This window comes from Rhodococcus huquni, assembly GCF_055231055.1.
In genome coordinates this window covers 585,021-602,905 of the sequence record NZ_JBUYWE010000001.1, presented here as the reverse complement: position 1 = coordinate 602,905, position 17,885 = coordinate 585,021, and the positions used below count along the sequence as shown (strand labels likewise).

16 protein-coding genes are annotated in these 17,885 nt (G+C 66.0%); 10 read left to right on the top strand and 6 right to left on the bottom strand.

Annotation, left to right across the window (positions count from 1 at the left end; genetic code table 11):
* The first annotated feature begins 44 nt into the window (after positions 1-44).
* Genes ACZI8R_RS02755 through ACZI8R_RS02745 form a run of 3 tightly spaced genes read left to right on the top strand, consistent with a single transcriptional unit; the run spans position 45 to position 4,664 of the window.
* Positions 45-3,665, top strand: a complete 3,621-nt coding sequence (locus ACZI8R_RS02755) for a cobaltochelatase subunit CobN (protein WP_463378012.1) — start codon at positions 45-47, stop codon at positions 3,663-3,665.
* Between the two features lie 14 nt (positions 3,666-3,679).
* Positions 3,680-4,261, top strand: coding sequence for a CG0192-related protein (locus ACZI8R_RS02750; RefSeq protein ID WP_463378011.1), 582 nt, complete (start codon positions 3,680-3,682; stop codon positions 4,259-4,261).
* 19 nt (positions 4,262-4,280) lie between these two features.
* Positions 4,281-4,664: a PPOX class F420-dependent oxidoreductase gene (locus ACZI8R_RS02745; RefSeq protein WP_463378010.1), complete on the top strand. Its 384-nt coding sequence runs from the start codon at positions 4,281-4,283 to the stop codon at positions 4,662-4,664.
* A 9-nt stretch (positions 4,665-4,673) separates the two neighbouring features.
* Here the strand turns inward: ACZI8R_RS02745 and ACZI8R_RS02740 are convergent, their stop codons facing one another.
* A complete protein-coding gene (locus ACZI8R_RS02740; RefSeq protein ID WP_463378009.1) occupies positions 4,674-5,237 on the bottom strand; it encodes a type 1 glutamine amidotransferase domain-containing protein in 564 nt (187 codons plus the stop codon).
* 133 nt (positions 5,238-5,370) lie between these two features.
* Between ACZI8R_RS02740 and ACZI8R_RS02735 the strand changes: the two genes are divergently transcribed.
* Complete coding sequence (locus tag ACZI8R_RS02735) at positions 5,371-5,826, top strand: DUF5709 domain-containing protein (protein ID WP_463378008.1); 456 nt, start codon at positions 5,371-5,373, stop codon at positions 5,824-5,826.
* On the opposite strand, the gene ACZI8R_RS02730 is transcribed toward ACZI8R_RS02735, so the two are convergent.
* The 4 genes from ACZI8R_RS02730 to ACZI8R_RS02715 form a co-directional block, all read right to left on the bottom strand.
* Positions 5,796-6,734 (bottom strand): alpha/beta fold hydrolase, encoded by a 939-nt coding sequence (locus ACZI8R_RS02730; RefSeq protein ID WP_463378007.1) that lies wholly within the window; start codon positions 6,732-6,734, stop codon positions 5,796-5,798. The genes ACZI8R_RS02735 and ACZI8R_RS02730 overlap by 31 nt on opposite strands.
* A gap of 86 nt (positions 6,735-6,820) precedes the next feature.
* Positions 6,821-8,182, bottom strand: coding sequence for a metallopeptidase TldD-related protein (locus tag ACZI8R_RS02725; protein ID WP_463378006.1), 1,362 nt, complete (start codon positions 8,180-8,182; stop codon positions 6,821-6,823).
* Positions 8,179-9,699 carry a TldD/PmbA family protein gene (locus ACZI8R_RS02720; protein ID WP_463378005.1) on the bottom strand — a complete coding sequence of 507 codons (1,521 nt, stop codon included), beginning with the start codon at positions 9,697-9,699 and terminating at the stop codon, positions 8,179-8,181. The genes ACZI8R_RS02725 and ACZI8R_RS02720 overlap by 4 nt, the downstream gene beginning before the upstream one ends.
* A gap of 22 nt (positions 9,700-9,721) precedes the next feature.
* A complete protein-coding gene (locus tag ACZI8R_RS02715) occupies positions 9,722-10,489 on the bottom strand; it encodes a TSUP family transporter (protein WP_463378004.1) in 768 nt (255 codons plus the stop codon).
* A 46-nt stretch (positions 10,490-10,535) separates the two neighbouring features.
* Here ACZI8R_RS02715 and ACZI8R_RS02710 point away from each other — a divergent pair, with 46 nt between their 5' ends.
* The 5 genes from ACZI8R_RS02710 to lnt all read left to right on the top strand — a co-directional run bounded on the left by ACZI8R_RS02710 (position 10,536) and on the right by lnt (position 16,332).
* On the top strand, positions 10,536-11,702 hold the full coding sequence (locus ACZI8R_RS02710) for a sensor histidine kinase (protein WP_463378003.1): 1,167 nt from the start codon (positions 10,536-10,538) through the stop codon (positions 11,700-11,702).
* A gap of 54 nt (positions 11,703-11,756) precedes the next feature.
* Entirely contained in the window at positions 11,757-12,419 is a 663-nt protein-coding gene (locus tag ACZI8R_RS02705; RefSeq protein ID WP_463378002.1) for a response regulator, read from the top strand.
* A gap of 165 nt (positions 12,420-12,584) precedes the next feature.
* The gene (locus ACZI8R_RS02700; protein ID WP_463378001.1) at positions 12,585-13,100 is read left to right on the top strand and encodes an FxsA family protein; all 516 of its coding nucleotides are present in this window, start codon (positions 12,585-12,587) and stop codon (positions 13,098-13,100) included.
* Between the two features lie 18 nt (positions 13,101-13,118).
* The gene (locus ACZI8R_RS02695) at positions 13,119-14,717 is read left to right on the top strand and encodes an amidohydrolase (RefSeq protein ID WP_463378000.1); all 1,599 of its coding nucleotides are present in this window, start codon (positions 13,119-13,121) and stop codon (positions 14,715-14,717) included.
* Positions 14,707-16,332, top strand: a complete 1,626-nt coding sequence (lnt, locus tag ACZI8R_RS02690) for an apolipoprotein N-acyltransferase (protein ID WP_463377999.1) — start codon at positions 14,707-14,709, stop codon at positions 16,330-16,332. Before ACZI8R_RS02695 ends, lnt begins: the two co-directional genes overlap by 11 nt.
* A gap of 602 nt (positions 16,333-16,934) precedes the next feature.
* Here the strand turns inward: lnt and ACZI8R_RS02685 are convergent.
* Positions 16,935-17,273 (bottom strand): RNA polymerase-binding protein RbpA, encoded by a 339-nt coding sequence (locus ACZI8R_RS02685; RefSeq protein WP_463377998.1) that lies wholly within the window; start codon positions 17,271-17,273, stop codon positions 16,935-16,937.
* A gap of 193 nt (positions 17,274-17,466) precedes the next feature.
* Here ACZI8R_RS02685 and ACZI8R_RS02680 point away from each other — a divergent pair, with 193 nt between their 5' ends.
* The gene (locus tag ACZI8R_RS02680; protein WP_463377997.1) at positions 17,467-17,799 is read left to right on the top strand and encodes a hypothetical protein; all 333 of its coding nucleotides are present in this window, start codon (positions 17,467-17,469) and stop codon (positions 17,797-17,799) included.
* Positions 17,800-17,885: the final 86 nt, after the last annotated feature.

Genomic DNA, 17,885 nt, shown 5'->3' with positions numbered 1-17,885 from the left:
GACACATGCCACGGGGCGCGACACCCCCAAGGAAGGCTTCATCCGTGATTCTGCTGCTCTCGACGTCCGACACCGATCTGCTCAGCGCCCGTGCCAGCGGTGCCGACTATCGATGGGCCAATCCGGCGCGTTTGCTGGTGGACGAGGACCTGCCCGCGTTGCTCGTCGGCGTCGACATCGTCGTGGTCCGCATCCTCGGTGGACGCCGGGCGTGGGAAGAGGGACTCGACGCCGTCGTCGCGTCCGGAATTCCGGTGGTGGCGCTCGGTGGTGAACATGCACCGGACGCCGAACTGATGGAGCACTCGACGGTCGCGCTCGGTGTCGCCGCAGAGGCGCACAACTATCTCGCCGAGGGCGGCTCCGACAACCTGGCGCAGCTGTACAACTTCCTGTCGGACACCGTGTTGCTGACAGGGCACGGCTTCGAGCCGCCTGTTCACCTGCCCAGTTGGGGCCACCTCACCCCTGTGAGTGGTTGGCGAGTCCAGGGACTCGCAGACCACTCACAGCCGAAGGTGGCGGTGCTGTATTACCGAGCGCAACACCTCGCCGGGAACACGCGCTACATCGAAGCCCTGTGCGAGGCGATCGCGGCGGCCGGGGCAGAGCCGATGCCGATCTACTGCGCATCCCTGCGCACCGCGGAACCCGAACTTCTCGAAACGCTGAGCCAGGCCGATGCGCTCGTCGTGACCGTGCTTGCCGCAGGCGGAACGAAACCGGCGACGGTTGGTGCCGGCGGCGACGACGAGGCCTGGGACGTAGCGGAACTCGCCGCACTGGACGTTCCGATCCTCCAGGGCCTGTGTCTGACGAGCAGTCGCGCCACCTGGGAGGCCAACGACGACGGACTCTCGCCGCTCGACGTCGCAACCCAGGTGGCCGTACCCGAGTTCGACGGTCGCCTCATCACCGTTCCGTTCTCGTTCAAGGAGATCGACGAGGACGGACTGTCGACCTATGTTCCCGACGCCGAACGCGCGGCGCGGGTCGCCGGAATCGCTGTCCGGCATGCCCGGCTGCGCACGATTCCCGCGTCGGAGCGGCGGATTGCACTCATGTTGTCGGCCTACCCGACCAAGCACGCCCGGATAGGAAACGCGGTCGGCCTCGACACCCCGGCGAGCGCGATCGCACTACTGAGCGAGATGCGCGCGGCCGGCTACGACATCGGGCCGGAAGACGGCGCGGACGCAGTACCCGGTCTGGCGGAGAAGGACGGCGATGCCCTCATTCACGCCCTCATCGCGGCCGGCGGCCAGGATCCTGATTGGTTGACCGCGGAACAGCTCGAAGGCAATCCGATTCGCATCTCCGCCGCCCGCTACCGCGAGTGGTTCGCGACGCTTCCCGCGGAATTGCGTGAGGGAGTCGAAGAGCACTGGGGGCCCGCACCCGGCGACCTGTTCGTCGACCGCTCGAGCGACAAGGACGGCGAGATCGTCATCGCCGCAATGCAGTTCGGCAATCTCGTTCTGATGGTGCAGCCGCCGCGCGGATTCGGTGAGCGGCCGGTCGCCATCTATCACGACCCGGATCTGCCGCCGAGTCACCACTATCTGGCCGCCTACCGCTGGATCGCGGCGGAGACGAAGCAGGGCGGCTTCGGCGCCGACGCGGTGGTTCACCTCGGCAAACACGGCAACCTGGAATGGTTGCCGGGCAAGACACTCGGCATGTCCGCCACGTGCGGAACCGACGCGGCGCTCGGCGACCTGCCCCTGATCTACCCGTTCCTGGTCAACGATCCGGGGGAGGGGACCCAGGCGAAGCGCCGGGCGCACGCCACCCTGGTCGATCACCTCATCCCCCCGATGGCCCGTGCGGAGAGCTACGGCGACATCTCGCGCCTCGAACAGCTGCTCGACGAGCACGCGAACATCTCGGCGCTCGACCCGGCCAAGCTGCCGGCGATCCGCCAACAGATCTGGACGCTGATGCGTGCCGCGAAGATGGATCACGATCTCGGGCTCGCCGAGCGCCCCGACGAAGACGTGTTCGACGACATGCTCCTGAACGTCGACGGGTGGCTGTGCGAGATCAAGGACGTGCAGATCCGAGACGGCCTGCACGTGCTCGGCGCGGCTCCCGTCGGCGACGCGGAGGTCGAACTGGTGCTCGCCATGCTGCGTGCGCGCCAGATGTGGGGCGGGGAGCAGAGCGTTCCGGGTCTGCGCGAAGCACTCGGCCTGAGCGAGGACGGTGACGAGTCACGGGGCCGCGTCGACGAGGTGGAGACGACCGCCCTGGGCCTGGTGAAGGGAATGTTCGACAAAGACTGGGAGCCGGACGCTGCCGACTCACTCACCGACGATCCGACGGTAGCGAAGATCCTGAAATTTGCGGCCACCGAGGTGGTTCCGCGTCTGCGGCAGACGAACGACGAGATTGCGCAGGTCCTGCACGCGCTCGACGGCGGATTCATCGCCGCGGGTCCGAGCGGCTCGCCGTTGCGTGGGCTTATCAACGTCCTGCCGACCGGCCGCAATTTCTATTCGGTCGATCCGAAAGCAGTTCCGTCGCGGCTCGCCTGGGAGACCGGGCAGGCGATGGCCGATTCGCTGCTCGAACGCTACCGGCGCGACCACGGCGAATGGCCGACATCGGTGGGTCTGTCCGTGTGGGGCACGTCCGCGATGCGCACGTCCGGCGACGACATCGCAGAAGTCTTCGCACTGCTCGGCGTTCGCCCGGTATGGGACGAGGCCAGCCGACGGGTGGTGAACCTCGAGGTGATCGCACCCCAGGAACTCGGCCGCCCGCGTATCGACGTCACCGTCCGCATCAGCGGATTCTTCCGAGACGCGTTCCCGCACGTGCTCGCGATGCTCGACGACGCCGTCCGACTGGTGGCGGCCCTGGACGAGCCCGCCGATCAGAACTTCGTCCGCGCCCATGCCCAGGCCGACCTGGCGGAACATGGTGACGAACGACGTGCCACCACGCGCATCTTCGGTTCAAAGCCCGGAACCTACGGCGCGGGCCTGCTGCAACTGATCGATTCGAAGACCTGGCGCGGCGACGAGGATCTCGCCGAGGTGTACACCACCTGGGGAGGCTTCGCGTACGGCCGTGGGCTCGACGGAGTTCCCGCAGCGGACGACATGCGCTCGGCATACAAGCGGATCACGGTGGCGGCGAAGAACACCGACACGCGCGAGCACGACATCGCCGACGCGGACGACTACTTCCAGTACCACGGCGGCATGGTGGCGACGGTCCGCGCGCTCACCGGAAAGTCTCCCGAGGCTTACATCGGCGACAGCACCCGCCCCGATTCCGTGCGTACCCGAACGCTGTCGGAAGAGACCTCCCGCGTGTTCCGGGCACGCGTCGTCAACCCCCGGTGGCTGGCAGCGATGCGACGGCACGGCTACAAGGGCGCGTTCGAGATGGCGGCCACGGTCGACTACCTGTTCGGCTATGACGCCACGACCAACGTCGTCGCCGATTGGATGTACGAGAAGCTGGCCGAGTCCTACGTGCTGGACGAGACCAATCGCGAGTTCATGGAGAAGTCGAACCCGTGGGCGTTGCACGGTATTGCCGAACGCCTGCTCGAGGCGGCCGAACGCCAGTTGTGGGAGGCACCCGAGCAGAGCACGCTCGACGGGTTGCGTCAGGTGTATCTCGAGACCGAGGGCGAACTAGAGGGTGACTGACCTACCCTCGGATCATGGCTCTCATCTACGACGCAGAACTCGACCCCTCCAAGCTCGATCTCGTCGCGTCGTGGCTGCCGACCCAGGGCTGGTACGACGGGTCCGGTGATCTCGCACTCGAGGCGATCGCCAGTTACCGGTTCGACGACCCCGACGGTGAGGTCGGGATGGAGACTCACCTGATCCGGGACCGTGACGGTTCGGTCCTTCAGATCCCGCTCACGTACCGGGCTGCGCCGCTCACAGGGGCGGACGATCATCTCGTGGGAACGATGCAGCACTCGATTCTGGGTGAGCGGTGGGTCTACGACGCTGTGCACGATCCGGTGTACGTGTCGGTGGTCGCCTCGGTGATCGGTTCGGGCGGTACCGAAGCGGGCCAGTTCCTGCACACGGAGAGCGGACGGAAACCGCTGAAGAACACTGCCCATGTGACGGGCTCCGGTGACGCCGTCGACGAGAAGAACGGCTCGGTGCAGTTGGTGCGCAGGCCGACGAGTTCGGTCGGTGTCGCTGCGGGTCCTCGCATCGACGGACGATGGGACGGGCAGTCGGAGCCGGTCACCCTTCTGTCGTGGTCTCGTGCGCTGCCGTGATTGCGTCTAGCATGACCGGATGAGCACAGAATTCGAGCAGGCCGCGTCCGCGAAGTACGTGCTGCTCACGACCTTTCGGAAGAACGGGACTCCGGTCGCAACACCGTTGTGGGCGGCGGCAGAGGGCGAGAGCCTCTTCATGTGGACGGTCACCGATTCGTACAAGGTCAAGCGGATTCGCCGAAATCCGAGCGTCACGATCGCCGAATGCGACGCGCGCGGAAACCCGAAAGGCGAACCGGTGGAGGCAGAAGCCGATGTGCTCGACGCCACCGGAACCGAGCACGCACGGGCGCTGATCATCCGCAAGTACGGAATCCTCGGATGGCTCACCGTCAAGGGCAGCATCCTCCGTCGCGGCAAGGACGGCACGATCGGGCTGTCGATCCGTCCTGTGAGCTGAGCCCTCGGCTCAGGTCCTCGTCGCAGCGAGGACGTCGACCAGTACCTTGCAGAACGCCGGCAGATCATCGGGGTTTCGACTCGAGATCAGGTTGCCGTCGATGACTACTTCCTCGTCGACCACCGTGCCGCCCGCATTGCGGATATCCGTTCGCACACTCGGGTAGGAGGTCAACGTGCGTCCGCGGACCACATCGGCTTCGACAAGAGTCCACGGCCCGTGACAGATGACCGCAACAGGTTTGCCGGAACGCATGAAGTCGCGAACGAATGCCACGGCATCCGGGTCCTGTCGTAGCTGGTCGGGATTGGTCGTACCGCCAGGAAGTATCAACGCATCGAAACTGTCGGTGGAACTGTCCGCCACCAGTTCGTCGACCTGATAGGTCCCGGCGGCGTTCACGTCCGACTTCATCGCCTGGATGTCGCTTTTGCCGAGCGAGATCAACCTAGCCGTGGCGCCTGCGTTCTCGACGGCGGTGCGGGGTTGTGTGAGCTCGATTTCCTCGACGCCGTCTGTGGCCAGGATCGCGACCGTGCGGCCGGCCAGGGTCGTGGTGGATACGTTCGACATGGTGCCTCCGTTCCGTCTGGCAGCTGGTGATAGGTGCTGGCCCGACCGTACTCCGCATCAGCGACCTCGTGTTTCCCTGACACAGACCTCTGGTTTCGTGACACTGCGCGGCGTCCGGTGGCATCGTGAAGGCATGAGTTCACCGGACAGCGCACGCGAAGGCGACACCACTCCCGAGGGGTCCACGGGTGAATACAACCTGGACGAGGACGATCAGCTTCAGCCGGAGGACACGCTGATCGACCGTGGCGTGGACGACGTCCTGGACGAGGGGTATTCGCCCCCGGAACGACCACTGGGGATCGACTCGTTCGGCACCACCGACGCAGAACAGCGGGTGGGGGAGTCGTTGGACCAGCGTCTGGCGGAGGAAGTACCGGACGTGTCGGCCGCATACGAAGGATCCCCCGAATTTCGTGACTTCAGCGAGGTGGGAGATTCACGATCGGGTCGCCTGGTCGCCGAGGACGAAGGAACGGGCGCGGACACGGAGAAGGACCTCGTCGCCGACGACATCGGGATCGACGGCGGCGCGGCGTCCGCGGAAGAAGCTGCAGTTCACGTGGTCGACGACGAAGACTCGCCTTGATCGGCCGAACGGTCTGAACGTCCACCCGATTCGACGACCAAGTCGTGGACGGTGTCGACAAGAAGGTCGGGATCCTGTTGCGGGACGAAGTGTCCACTGTTCGGTGCGACGATCAAACGGCCATCTGCCAACGTGCCGAGCCACTTCTCATAGACGTCGCGCATCTTTGTCTGGTCTCTCTGCTCGGCCGGGCCTTTACCTCGGCCGGCGATGAGAGCGACGACAGGAACATCGGGCAAGGTAGAGGTCATGGACCTCAGGGTCGGTGCGACCGCCCGTATTTCCTTGCCCGCCTGAACCGCAGTACGCGGAGTACATGTCTCGTCGATCAAAGTGCTTCTCAACGGCTCGGGCACTCCCGCGATCACGGATCCCATCGGACCCCTGCCCGCTTCGAGCGTCCTACGCAGTCGTCCGTTTCGGGCGGCCCGCACCTGTAGCGCGGATGCGGCGCGACTCAGTGCCGCGACGAGACGATTGGTGAAGACGCTCAACCCTTCGTGAGTCGCGTCGACGAGGACGGCGGCTTCGACGCGATCCGCGTGATCGTCGGCGTAGAGCCTGACGAGCACCCCGCCCCAGCTGTGACCGACGAGCACCAGCGACTGGGGAGCGTTGGCGCTTCGAACTACCTCTGCGAGGTCGAGCACGGCACTTTCGGGTGCGGCGTCGCCGTCACTGCTCCGTCCGTATCCCGCTCGGTCGTAGGTGATGACCGTGGTGAATTCGGCGATGCGATCGAAGATCGGTTCCCACCAGCTACTGCTCGATCCCAGACCCGCCTCCAGGAGCACCGCTGGGGACCCGGTCCCGGCAGCTGTCCAGGACAGCGTGCGCCCCTGTCGGTTTGCCCTACCGTGTCGCCGGACCGGCGGAGTCGCCGGAAAATCTTCTGAACTGCTCGTCATGAAAATCCCTCCCTGTCGGCGTGAAGCACGTGGACTTTCCCCACACCGAGGGTGCCACAGGTTGGGCTTCGAGAGGTTCCGCGGCGCTACCTCGCCTCGCTGACCGACGACATGTGGAAGTCCGGAATTCGGAGCGACGGCATCGCGGTGAGGGTGAACCAGTCTTTCCACTCGCGGGGGAGCGTCCTTTCCGTGGCACCGACCTGAGTGGCGCGGCGGAGGAGGTCGAGGGGACTCTCGTTGAAGCGGAAGTTGTTGACGCTGCCCACCACCTGACCGTTTTCAACGAGGTACACACCGTCACGAGTGAGTCCCGTCAGCAGTAGCGTCGCCGGGTCGACTTCGCGGATGTACCAGAGGGTGGTGAGCAGCAGGCCGCGTTCCGTCTCGGCGACCATCCGATCGACCGTCACGGAACCCTCACCGTCGAGGACGAGATTGTCGCCCGGAGGCGCTGCGACACCCGAGAACTCCTGCGCCGCAGATCGCGGATACGACAGCGCGTTCACCGCTCCGTCCCGGATCCATTCCGTGCGAGCCAGATCCATCCCGTTGTCGAACACCGATACGGAGTCGTCCGAGTGGCCGGTCACGAGAAACGGTGAGGTTTCCAGCCCCCGCACGGTCGGGTCGGAGTAGAGAGTGAACGGGAGGGTGCCGAGGCGTTCTCCGACTCGGGTCCCGCCGGCCCGCGACAGCGCCGAACGACCCTCGTGGGCGCCGCGCCCCTCCATCGTCCACATCAGGTAGATCATCAGATCGGCCACGGCGGACGGGGGAAGAATCGTCTCGTATCGACCGGCAGGAAGGTCGACGCTGCGCGACGACCAGTCCAACCGGTGCGTGAGGTCTTCGAGCAACTTCACTGCGGCCACGTCCGTGAAGTCCGTGGTGCCCATGCCGACCCAGGCGCTGGCATCGCCGCGCTTGCCGTTGATCTCCACCGAGCCCGTGGGCTGCACATGGCGCCGACGGATACCCGTGGACGAGGCCAACCAGGTCGTGTGCAGCTGATGGTGCGCGAACCCGTACAACCGATCCGAGCGGTCGAATCCCTGACTGAGGTCCTGCGCGAGCTGTTCGAACACGCCGATCTCGGTCCGGGCCGCGTCGTGATCCCAGTCGTCGGGGGAGCGGCCACCCGTCAGGAGCGGCACCGCATCGGATGCGGGGCGTGCGGCGCGGGCAGCGCTCTCCGATGCCGACACCACGGCGGCGATGTCGCCGGCATCGACGCTCGACGATGTGACGATCCCAACGCGGGCAGCACCGCCGGAACGCGAGATGGACACGACCGTCCACGACCTGGAGGTCGAAATCCCGTTGGTGGTCATGGAACTTCCTGCCCAACGCAGCGACGCCTCGCTGGAGTCGGTGACGATGACGATGGTCTCGTCGACCGTGGCGAGGTCGAGAACGCGGTCCACGACCTGTTCGGCGGGAATCATCGGCCACCCTCCGTGCGCGTGTTGAGGACGTTGACATTTCGGAACAGGGCAGCGGGGGACCCGTGGCTCACGGCCGCAACCTGGCCGGGTTGGGCCTTGCCGCAGTTGAATGCGCCACCGAGTTGCCAGGTGGACGGTCCGCCGACCGCGGCCATCGACCCCCAGAAGTCGGTGGTGGTGGCCTGATACGCCACGTCACGCAGTTGGCCGACCAATTGTCCGTTGCGGATCCGGTGGAACCGTTGGCCGGTGAACTGGAAGTTGTAGCGCTGCATGTCGATGGACCAGGATTTGTCGCCGACGACGTAGATGCCGTCCTCGACGTCGGCGATCAGGTCGTCGATGCTGCGGTCGGTGTCCGGGTCCGGCTGCAGCGAGACGTTCGCCATCCGCTGGATCGGCACGTGGTGCGGCGAGTCTGCGTACGAGCAGCCGTTCGAGCGGTCGAGGCCGAGGCGCGGCGCGAATGCGCGGTCGAGTTGATAGCCGACCAGGACACCGTCGCGAATCAGGTCCCACGAGCCGGTCTCGACTCCCTCGTCGTCGTAGCCGACCGTGGCCAGACCGTGCGGCGTGGTGCGGTCGGCTGTGACGTGCATGATCGGGCTGCCGTACTGCAACGTACCCAGCAGATCCGGTGTCGCGAAAGAGGTCCCCGCGTAGGCGGCCTCGTAGCCGATGGCTCGGTCGTATTCCGTGGCGTGCCCGATGGATTCGTGGATGGTGAGCCACAGGTTGGATGGATCGATGACGAGATCGGTGGGTCCGGCCGTGACGGTCGGCGCGGCGACCTTCTCCGCCAGGAGGTCGGGGAGTCGGTCGAGTTCGTCGGTCCAGTCCCACAGATCGTCCTTTGCGACGTACTCCCAGCCTCGCCCGACCGGCGGGGCGAGGGTGCGCATCGTCTCGAAACCGCCGGTGCTGCGGTCCACGGACGTGGCCTCGATCTCGGGATGGACTCGGACGCGTTGTTGGGTGACTGAAGTCCCGGCGAGATCGGCGTAGAAGGTCTGTTCCTTCACCTGCAGGCACTCGGCGCTCACATGATCGATGCCACTTCGGGACAACAGACGCCGCGAACGGTCCGCCAGAACGTCGATCTTGTCCGAAACTTTCATCGTGAACGGGTCCGTGTCGTACGGCGAGATCCACTGCGCGTCGACGTGAACGGGTTCCGGGGCCAGCTCGACATACTCACGATTGAGTCCGCGCAGCGCACGGGCCACCTCGACTGCCTGCTGCGCGGTCGACGAGGCGGCCACAGGAGTCAGCTCGGCGTGCGAGGCGAAGCCCCACGTTCCGTCGACGACGACCCGCACCGCGAATCCGAGTTCGGAACTGTCGGCGGCAGTTTGCACCTCTCCGTCCCGCAACCGGATCGACGACGTGGCGATCCGGTGGACCCGCACATCGGCATGGGTGGCGCCGGCTCGTTTCGCCGCGTCCAACGCCGCATTCGCCAGCGGCCGCAACGGGAGCGCGAGGAAGTCGGAGTCGATTTGTCTGGTCGCCGTCACCCGCTTCACGCTAGTCGGGTTGTCACCCGAATTGCTGCCAACCGAGGCGGACCACCATCACCGTCACGACGACCAGCAGGGTGATGCGTACGAAACCGGCGCCCTTGCTCAGTGCCATGCGCGATCCGGTGACCGCCCCCGCGACGTTGCACACCGCCATTGCGAGCCCGAGGGTCCACCACACGTGGCCGGTGGCGGCGAAGAACACCAGCGCCCCGAAGTTCGAGCCCAGATTGATCACCTTGGCCATCGCTGCGCTGCGTACGAATTCGGTGCCCAGAAAGGTGGCGAAACTGATGATCAGAAATGTGCCGGTGCCCGGACCGAACAGACCGTCGTAGTAGCCGAGTCCACCCGCCGAGAGCAGCACCACTATCGCGAATTTTCGAGCCGAAGGCCGATGCGTGGCCAGTGATGTTCCCAGTTGCGGCCGGAGGGTCACGAACAAAGCCACGGCCACCAGGATCACCATGATCACGGGGATGAACATGTCCTTGTCGATGAGCGAAACGGTGGCAGCGCCCAGAGCCGACGTGACCGCGGCGAGCAGACCGGCGGGAGCGAGAAGGCGCCAGTTCAGCCGAACCTTGCGGGCGAACGTGATGACGGCGGCCGACGTACCGGTGAACGCGGTCAGCTTGTTGGTGGCCAGCGCGGCCGCGGGGGTGAGCCCGGGGGCGACGAGGAACAACGCGGGCAAGAGGATGAGCCCGCCGCCACCGACCACGGCGTCGACCCATCCCGCAGCAGTTGCCGCAGTCAGAAGTAGCGCCCAGTCGCCGAAATCCATGGTCCAGACTCAATCACACGAGCACTCGGTATTTACGCTGTGACTCATGCGGAGATTCAGTCTGTGGCTGCGGGGCGAACCGATGGTGGCGGACGCGATTCTCGCTGCCGTACTTCTGGGTCTCGAAGCGGTCGTCCTCCTGGCGAACGACTTCGTGACTGGCGGAGCCGGGCTGTATGTGTTCTTCGCGCTCGCCCTGTGCGCTCCGGTCGTGTGGCGCCGCAGGTTTCCGCGTACTGCAGCCGCGGCGGTGCTGGCCGTGTCGCTGTCACTCACGTCACTGAGCTGGGCGATGGACGATCTGACGGTCGAGCACCCGGCACTGCTCGCGCTCCCGATCCTCCTGTACACCTTGGTGGCCTACGTCGGAAGGACCGCCGGGGCGATCTACCTGGTCGGGTTGGCCATCGACTCGACGGCGTCGACACAGTTGCTGAAGCAGCCGGTGCTCGAAGGAGCACTGTTGGTAGCCCTGATGTACGCGCTGTCGTGGATCACCGCCGAGTTCCTCGGCGCCCGACACGCCTACGACGAGGAAGTGGCGGCGCGATTGCAGGTGGCCGAGTACGACCGCGACCGGCGGGCACACGAGGCCGTCGCCGCGGAGCGAACGCGTATCGCCCGCGAACTCCACGACGTGGTCGCGCACGCGGTGAGCGTGATGATCGTGCAGGCGGACGGTGCGACCTACGCCCTGGCCAAGAATCCGAAGGCAGTCGAGCCGGCGCTCCGCAACATCTCGGGAACGGGGCGCGAAGCCCTGGCCGAGCTACGCCGAACGGTGTCCCTGCTGCGGGTCGAGGACGGCGAGGATCTGCCACAGCACGGCACCGCGGGCCTGGCGAGTCTCGTCGAAATGATGCGCAGTGCGGGTCTTCGCGTCGAACTGGAGCTGACGGGTGAACTCGACGAGATCAGCCCGGCGGTGAGTCTCGGAGTCCACCGGCTCGTCCAGGAGTCGCTGACCAACGTGTTGCGACACGCAGGCCCGAACCCCAAGGCCCGGGTGCGAGTGCAGCGAACGGACGAGACGGTCGTGGTGGAGGTCACCGACAACGGGAAGGCGACCGAGAAGTTCTCGTCCGGGTCCGGGAACGGTCTGCTCGGGATGCGCGAACGGGTCGCGGTCCTCGGTGGGACGGTGGCGGCCGGGCCGCGGTCGGACGGAAGCTGGCGGGTACGCGCCACCCTGCCGCTCGAGATCGACAGCTGACCGGGGACAGAACTGCGTAGCGTCCGGGACCGCCGAGCCACTAGGTTGTCGGTTGTGCCGATCACCGTGCTACTCGTCGACGACCAGGAACTCATGCGGATGGGTCTGAACATGGTCCTCGAGGCGCAGGACGACATCACCGTGGTGGGTGAGGCGCGTGACGGCGCCGCGGCCGTGGCGGCAGCCAGGAAACTCGAACCGGACGTCGTTCTCATGGACGTGCGTATGCCCGTAGTGGACGGGGTGAGCGCCACGGCGCAGATCCTCGAGTCCGGAAGTTCTAGTCGGGTCCTGGTGATGACCACGTTCGACCTCGACGAACATGCACTCGGTGCTCTTCGTGCCGGTGCCAGCGGATTTCTCCTCAAGGACACGCCCCCGGAAGACCTGGTGTCGGCGATCCGGAGCGTCGCGGCGGGAGATGCCGTGGTCTCGCCGAAGGTGACCCGCCGGCTGCTCGGCCGGTTCATCGACGGGGGCGACGCCACCCCCAGACGCGACCCGGCCGTCCTGGACGTACTGACCGACCGGGAGCGCCAAGTTCTCGAGAACGTCGCCACCGGACTGTCGAACACCGAGATTGCGCAGAACCTGTTTCTCTCGGAGTCGACGGTGAAGACTCATATCGGTCGGATTCTGACGAAGCTCGGACTCCGCGATCGCGTACAGGCGGTTGTACTCGCGTACGAAACGGGACTTGTCAACCCCAGTTCCTGACGTCTCCACCGGCCGTGATCGATGTTCGATACCGGCCTGATCGATCTTCGATTCGGTGGCGGCCGCCACGAAATGGACGGTTCCGGGAGAAATCTGGGCATTTCGTTCGTTGAACACTCGAAGGCGCTGATCGCACACGCGTAGTTCAGGCCGAAGGGAGCCGCCATGTATGCCGCACTGTTTCTGCTGTACGTCATCGTCGAGGTAGCAGCCCTCATCTGGGTGGGCAGCATGATCGGCGTCGTGTGGACGGTGTGCCTGCTGCTGGCAGGGACCGCGCTCGGTGTGGTGTTGGTCTCCTCGCAGTGGCGTCGGGTGCTGCTCGGCCTGCGTCGCGCGGGCCAGGGACAGGGATCGCCCGGTGCCGCACTCGCGGACGGCGCGCTCGTCGGTCTCGGCTCCGTATTCATGTTCGTTCCCGGGCTCGTCACCTCGGTTCTCGGACTCGCACTCCTCATCCCACCGACCCGCCGGGTGCTGCGTCCCGCGGTCGTGCTCGTGGCCGGGCGACGCACCAAGGCGGCCTTCGCGAGCAACCAGGCGTTCGCGGCATCGCGAGGATTCGGGCCCGGAAGCCGCTTCGGCGGTGCCCACTCGGGCTCCGGAGACGTGATCGACGGCGAGGTAGTGGACGAGCACTACGACGAAACCTCGACCCCTGGACGCACCGTTCTACCCTGACGGGCACACTTGACGTCCGTGAGTACTGAACTGCTCGTCGGCGGCCGCATCTACAGCTCTTCGTCCCCGGACGCCACCTCGCTGGCGATCACGGACGGCATCGTGAGCTGGGTGGGTGACGAACGCGCCGGCCGCGCACTGAACCCGGACGCCGACATCGTCGACCTGGGCGGCGCCTTCGTCACCCCGGGATTCGTCGACACTCACGTTCACGTCACGTCGCTCGGTCTGAACATCGTGGGTCTGGACCTCGTCGGAGTTCCGTCGCGGCGTGAGTGTCTGCACCGATTGAGCGAGTTCGCCCGCACTCACGACGACGACGTCATCTGGGGCCACGGCTGGGACGAGTCGGCCTGGCCGGAGGGCCTCGCACCGACGACCGCCGAACTCGACGAGGCAGCGCCCGGTCGCAAGGTCTACCTGTCTCGGATCGACGTCCACTCGGCGTCGTGCTCTACTCCGCTTCGCAATGAGGTGCCCGGTCTCGTCGAGACCGCCGGATACTCGCCGCAGGACACGCTGAGCTTCGAAGCCCACCACGCGGTGCGTTCGGTGGCACGTGACCTACTCACGACCAGGCAGCGTCAACGCGCACGGAGTGCGGCGCTCGACTCGATCGCAGCCCGAGGCGTCGTTGCCGTCCACGAGTGCGGCGGCCCGGACATCTCGGGCCTCACCGATTTTCGGGAACTGCTCGCACACGATCACGGGGTCGAGGTGCGCGGGTATTGGGGTGAGGCAGCGGAATCTCCCGAACAGGCGAAGGACCTCCTGGCACTGACAGGGGCGCATGCGCTCGGAGGCGACCTGTTCATCGACGGATCGATCGGATCCCACACCGCCTGGCTGCGCGAGCCGTACGCAGACGACCCGTCGACTTCCGGCAACAGCTACCTGACGGCCGAGCAGATCGCCGCGCACGTCCGGGCGTGCACCCTGACCGGGGTTCAGGCCGGCTTCCACGTGATCGGCGACGCCGCAGTCGGTGCGGCCGTGGCGGGATTCGGTCTCGTTGCGGACGAGCTCGGCGGACCCGCCCTTGCGGCGCGCGGGCATCGACTCGAGCACGCCGAGATGATGTGTGACGAAGACATCCGCAAACTCGCGAGCTGGGGAGTGATCGCCAGCATGCAGCCCGGATTCGACGCGCTGTGGGGCGGAACCGACAACCTGTACGTCACTCGATTGGGCCCCGACCGGGGGGTCTCGCTCAACCCGTTCGCTGCCGCTGCCGCAGCCGGCGTCTCGCTGGCGTTCGGATCGGACGCCCCTGTCACCCCGGTCGACCCCTGGGTGATGGTGCGCGCGGCAGTCCAGCACCGGACCCCGGGAAGCGGTGTCTCGCCGCGCGCCGCCTTCTCCGCCGCAACACGCGGTGCCTGGCGCGCCGGGGGAGTCCGCGACGGATTGGCGGGCACCCTCGAACCAGGTGCGCCTGCCTCGTATGCGGTGTGGGACGTCGGTGAACTCGAGGTCAGTGCACCGAAGGACTCGGTGCAGCGCTGGTCCACCGACCCACGCTCCCGGGTGCCCGCATTGCCACGCCTGGACGAAGACGCACCACTACCGGTGTGTGTGCGCAGTGTGCACCGAGGACGGATCGTTCATGAGCGATAGGCGATTCGGTCTTCCGGTTGCCGTGCTCGGTCGTGCGGGATTGGCGATCGCTTCCGGCATGCTCGTCTTCGCAGGCTTCCCTCCTCGCCCCCTGTGGTTTCTCGCCCCGATCGGACTCGCGGTACTGACGCTCGTCCTCACCGACTTCGGTCGCGGCGGTGTGCGACTACGAGCAGGCTTCGGTTACGCATATCTCGCCGGCCTCGGCTTCCTCGTCCCACTGCTCCCGTGGATAGGGGAGTTCGTCGGTGCGGTGCCGTGGCTGGCGCTTTCCGCCGTCGAGGCGGTGTACATCGGGATATTCGGAGTGCTCGCGGTGCTAGTCGCGCGACTACCAGGTGCGCCGCTCTGGATTGCGGCGGTGTGGTCCCTCACCGAGTGGTTGCGCTCCTCGGTCCCGTTCGGCGGCTTTCCCTGGGGCAGGCTCGCATTCGGGCAGTCCGAAGGGTGGCTGCTCCCTCTGGCATCGCTCGGGGGTGCGCCCCTGCTGAGCTTCGCGGTGGCTCTCACCGGGGCCGGCCTGGCCTACGCGGCGGTGGCGTTGAGGCGGCGCCGCTACGGCCGGCCGCTCGTCGGCGCGCTGGCGGCAACGATGGTCGCCTCCATCGTTGCGCTGCTCGTCGCACCCACCCTCGCGGATCTCGACGACGGCAACGAGACAGCCACTGTTGCGGCGATCCAGGGGAGCGTTCCCCAGCTCGGGTTGGACTTCAACTCGCAGCGAAAGCAGGTTCTCGACAACCACGTGGCACGGACGCTGCAACTGGCCGACGACGTCGCAGCAGGCCGCGCCCCACACCCCGACATCGTGGTGTGGCCGGAGAATTCGTCCGACATCGATCCGCTGCGCAACGAGGACGCTGCTCGTGACATCAGTCGGGCCTCGGAAGCGATCCGCGCTCCGATTCTCGTCGGCGCTGTTCTCGTGAACGACACTGTGCTACCGAGCGGCCGTCACACGACCACCAATTCGGTGCTGGTGTGGGACGGTGCACAGGGCCCATCCGAGCAACACGACAAGAAGATCATCCAGCCCTTCGGCGAGTATCTGCCGTACCGAGACTTCTTTCGTCACTTCTCTTCCTACGCCGACCGCGCCGGCAATTTCGTCCCCGGTGACGGTGACGGTGTCGTACATGCAGCGGGGATACCGGTCGGTATCGCCACCTGCTACGAAGTCGCGTTCGACCGTGCGTTCCAGCAGTCCGTCGACGCGGGCGCGCAGATTCTGGCCGTACCCACCAACAATGCGACCTTCGGCGACACCGAGATGACGTACCAACAGTTGGCGATGTCGAAAGTCCGTGCGGTGGAACACGGTCGCGCGGTTGTGGTGGCGGCGACCAGTGGCGTCAGCGCGATCATCGCACCGGACGGATCCACAGTCGAGGACACAGAGCTGTTCGTACCCGCTGCGCTCGTCGCGGAGCTTCCCCTTCGGACCGATCACACACTCGCGAGTCGGCTGGGGTCGCTTCCGGAGGTCGCCCTGTGCATCGTCGCGATCGGCGCGCTGGTGGCGGCGTTCGCCGCTCGGCGCCGGGACTCACGCAACGACGGGCGCGAAAACCGCAGTGGCACTCCGAACGAGACGGCCGTCCAGTCCGATCTCTGACCCGCGCACGACGCGTCGTGGATATCCGAGGTGCCAGCTCGTGGGTGTTTGAGCGTGTAGCCGAGTGGGGATACAGATTCAAAGGCGACGACGGCACGAAGGTCGATGAAAGTTTCATGAGAACCGAGACGCGGAATACGACAACGGACGCCCACCCGGGCGCCCGGCGGGTGCGGCTTTTCGTATCACGATTGATTGACAGTGCAAGCACAGCAAAGCTCTGAACTGCGCTGACGATCAAAAAGTGGACTACGCCAATCCGCTTGACGGATCCGTTCCGAATAGTAGATTGAGGCTCGTCATGTGATCCACGTCTCACCATCTGGTGGCGGCAGCGATCACACGTAGTTCCTTCGACTACGTGTTCGGGGCGTGACGGTTCTCGGTTCTTTCTGCGAACCTTCGCCCGTGCATCAGTAGATCGGAGCGCGTGAATGAGCTCGATGCGCAACACATCCACATCTCTGCAGGCGGACACGCCTCACGCCTTCGATCCGCAGACCCCGACACGAAGGACCCGGATACGACGAACGCCGCCCCGGATCTTCCGAGACGGCGTTCGTTCAGGTGCGGTGTCAGGCTCCGCGACGCTTCATGCGCAATCAGGCTCCGCGACGCTTCGCCTTCAGCAGGTCGAGGCGCTCCTTCAGCAACTCCTCGAGCTCCTCCTTCGAGCGACGCTCGAGCAGCATGTCCCAGTGGGTACGCGGCGGCTTGACCTTCTTGGCCTCCGGGGCAGTTCCCTCGATGAGGGTGCCCTCGAGACCGTTACGGCACATCCAGGTGCCGGGAATCTCTGCGTCGTCCGCGAACGGAATGTCGAAGATCTCGCCGTTGTCGCAGCGGTACTTCGCCATGCGACGGGGCGCCAGATCATGGTCGCGGTCGGTCTCGTAGCTCACCGCACCGAGCCGGCTACCTCGAAGTACGCGATCTGCCATGGTGGTTTCCTCTCCTCGAACGTCTCCGCATGGACACACCCGGAAACAGGTGACCAGGCGTTCACACACATCTACAACGCGGTGGAATCGGAATTCGTTCCCACGTGCGGCGTAGACGCAACCTACCCATCCTACCGGGACGTGCCCCGTCGGTCGGCGGGTGCATGTGAAGTGACCGGTAGGGTGGTCGATCATGGTCGGCCCGTCACGCAAACCCGAGTCGTGTGTCTGGTGCGGGCGGGAGGTCGCCGATACCGGTGTGGGCCGCCGCAAGCGCTACTGCAGGCAGTCCTGCCGACAGCGGGCCTACGAACAGCGTGCGCAGGTGAAGGGCACGTCCATTCCTACCGACGCCGTCGTGTTGACCCGCGAGGAGTCGACTGCGGTCATGGATCGCATGTTCGAAGTCCGCTGCGCAGCCGAGGACCTGGCGACCGCGGTTGCCGAAGGTGCGGACGTCGATGAACTCGCACCCATGTGTGACTCGCTGGTTCAGTTGGCCCGCTCGGCCGAACGTCTTCGCTGATACCGCTTCCCGCACACCACATTTCTGCACCCACCGCCGGCAGGTAGCTGCCTCGGCGGTCGGTGACACCTGCTCGCCCAGCTCTC

Coding starts and splice junctions, on each gene's coding strand:
- ACZI8R_RS02750 (WP_463378011.1), top strand. CDS start 3,680: ATGGCTCTCATCTACGACGCAGAACTCGACCCCTCCAAGCTCGATCTC.
- ACZI8R_RS02700 (WP_463378001.1), top strand. CDS start 12,585: ATGTATGCCGCACTGTTTCTGCTGTACGTCATCGTCGAGGTAGCAGCC.
- lnt (WP_463377999.1), top strand. CDS start 14,707: ATGAGCGATAGGCGATTCGGTCTTCCGGTTGCCGTGCTCGGTCGTGCG.
- ACZI8R_RS02710 (WP_463378003.1), top strand. CDS start 10,536: ATGCGGAGATTCAGTCTGTGGCTGCGGGGCGAACCGATGGTGGCGGAC.
- ACZI8R_RS02685 (WP_463377998.1), bottom strand. CDS start 17,273: ATGGCAGATCGCGTACTTCGAGGTAGCCGGCTCGGTGCGGTGAGCTAC.
- ACZI8R_RS02730 (WP_463378007.1), bottom strand. CDS start 6,734: ATGACGAGCAGTTCAGAAGATTTTCCGGCGACTCCGCCGGTCCGGCGA.
- ACZI8R_RS02715 (WP_463378004.1), bottom strand. CDS start 10,489: ATGGATTTCGGCGACTGGGCGCTACTTCTGACTGCGGCAACTGCTGCG.
- ACZI8R_RS02725 (WP_463378006.1), bottom strand. CDS start 8,182: ATGATTCCCGCCGAACAGGTCGTGGACCGCGTTCTCGACCTCGCCACG.
- ACZI8R_RS02740 (WP_463378009.1), bottom strand. CDS start 5,237: ATGTCGAACGTATCCACCACGACCCTGGCCGGCCGCACGGTCGCGATC.
- ACZI8R_RS02745 (WP_463378010.1), top strand. CDS start 4,281: ATGAGCACAGAATTCGAGCAGGCCGCGTCCGCGAAGTACGTGCTGCTC.
- ACZI8R_RS02680 (WP_463377997.1), top strand. CDS start 17,467: ATGGTCGGCCCGTCACGCAAACCCGAGTCGTGTGTCTGGTGCGGGCGG.
- ACZI8R_RS02735 (WP_463378008.1), top strand. CDS start 5,371: ATGAGTTCACCGGACAGCGCACGCGAAGGCGACACCACTCCCGAGGGG.